Raw genomic sequence first — 1,802 nt, 5'->3', positions numbered from 1 at the left:
GTGGCCGCTGCGGCGCTGGTGCGGCCGGCGCGGGCGGGGCCGCAGAGGTAGGTAGCGCCGCCCGCGCCGGGTGGCGGATCCGCCTGGCACGGGGGGAGCCGTCGGATCCACGTATGCCGATGACCAGTCGGCTGCTTCCTACTGCGCCACCGGTTGGTCGAGTGTCACACCCGCACGATCAGGCGCCTGGAAGAGTGCATATGTCCGCGCACATGGGATGTATCGCTCGGCCGGGTAACGCGGCAGCATGCTGCGACGCAGAACTGCATACGGGCGCGTTGGTCGCCCCGTGTGCGATCACGGCCAGGGTGACTCCTGTGGGGGGTGGCTGCCCTGGCCGTAATCGCTCTTCTCCACTGTCGAGGCGCTGCGTACGTCAGATTGCGACTCCCATGAGCCACAGACGCGAATGCCTGCCCGTAGATGACCGGTACAGCGACGGCCGTGGCGGTACCGCCGCAAAGCGGGCGGCCCTGATCATCCATACGCTTGCCGACGTAGCCGCCGCGTTCTTGGGGCTCTGGATCGTCTTCTACCTGCTCGACGCGAACCAGGGCAACGTCTTCGTCCAGTTCGTGAAGAGCGTTGCGGACTCGCTCGCCTGGTGGGCGCGGGACATCTTCACCATGGACACCGAAGGGCTGCGCGTCGCCCTCAACTACGGTCTGCCTGCCGCGATCTATCTGCTGGTCGGACACCTGATCGCCGGCCGGGTGCGCCGCCTCTGACCAGTGATGCGTCGGGAGGGGCTCGCCCCGGCGGGCCGGGTCCCCCGTCAGGCGAGGGCGGCGGTTGTAGACGCAGCCTGGAAGACTCGCAGTAATGGTTGGTATTCGCGGAACCGGCCTGTCCCCCCGGAGTGGCCCGGTTTCCCCGGGGTCGGGTGTGATCGACCAGCCGTTGTGAGGGTGTGGCCGTCTGCTTACGTTGGCGCCTCATTCTTCGCCCGCCGTGCAACCGGCGGGCTTCTTCTGCACACTGGGGAGATTCATGCGCAAGCGCGCAATCTTCGCTGTACTCGGGGCTGCCGTCGCGCTGGGCGGGACCACCGCCGCGTACGCGGACGAGACCGTCGGTGACATCCAGATCACCACTGTCGCCGTCAGCGGCGGCAAGGACATCGAGATCGGCCTCGCCGACAAGACGGTCACGGTGTCGGTGACCGCCACCGACCCTTCGGGCATCTGGGACGCCGACTTCCACCTCTGGCGCGGCACCGACCCCGACAACCCCGACGGCTACATCAAGCCGAACGAGGACACCACCCCCGCGGACTGCGTCGCCTCCTCAGCGACCACCTCCACCTGCTCGAAGACCTTCACCTTCGAACCGGACTGGTGGCTCACCAACGCCGACGCCGGAACCTGGAAGGTCGGCGTCGAGGTGTGGGCGAATGACGACAGCCGGGCGGTGCGGGACGCCTACACCACCGTCCGACTCCAGCGCCTCTCCAAACTGACCGTCAACGCGAGCCCGGAGCCGATAGCCGCCGGCAAACCCCTCACGGTCACCGGGAGGCTCACCCGGGCCAACTGGGACACCGACACCTACGCGGGCTACACCGCCCAGCCGGTCAAGCTCCAGTTCCGCAAGGCGGGCACCAGCACCTACACCACCCTCCAGACGGTGAACACCTCCGGCACCGGTGACCTGAAGGCCACGGCCACCGCGTCCGCAGACGGCTACTGGCGCTGGAACTTCGCCGGCACCTCGACCACTCCGGCCGTCAAGGCGACTGGCGACTACGTCGACGTGCAGTAGCGCCCCCAGCAGTCGTGGGGGGCGGGGGGGGGCGCGGCGCG

The 1,802-nt window shown here is 68.5% G+C and carries 2 protein-coding genes; both read left to right on the top strand.

Annotated features, from left to right (window positions below; all coding sequences use genetic code 11):
- Positions 1–392 precede the first annotated feature (392 nt).
- Positions 393–728 (top strand): hypothetical protein, encoded by a 336-nt coding sequence (locus AB0I10_RS41060; protein ID WP_363157839.1) that lies wholly within the window; start codon positions 393–395, stop codon positions 726–728.
- Between the two features lie 262 nt (positions 729–990).
- Positions 991–1,761 carry a calcium-binding protein gene (locus AB0I10_RS41055; protein WP_363157838.1) on the top strand — a complete coding sequence of 257 codons (771 nt, stop codon included), beginning with the start codon at positions 991–993 and terminating at the stop codon, positions 1,759–1,761.
- The last annotated feature ends 41 nt before the right edge of the window (positions 1,762–1,802 follow it).

The sequence above is a fragment of the Streptomyces sp. NPDC050636 genome (assembly GCF_040654775.1).
Taxonomy (GTDB): domain Bacteria; phylum Actinomycetota; class Actinomycetes; order Streptomycetales; family Streptomycetaceae; genus Streptomyces.
Note: the sequence above shows the minus strand (reverse complement) of the source record. Positions and strands in the feature narration are given on the sequence as shown.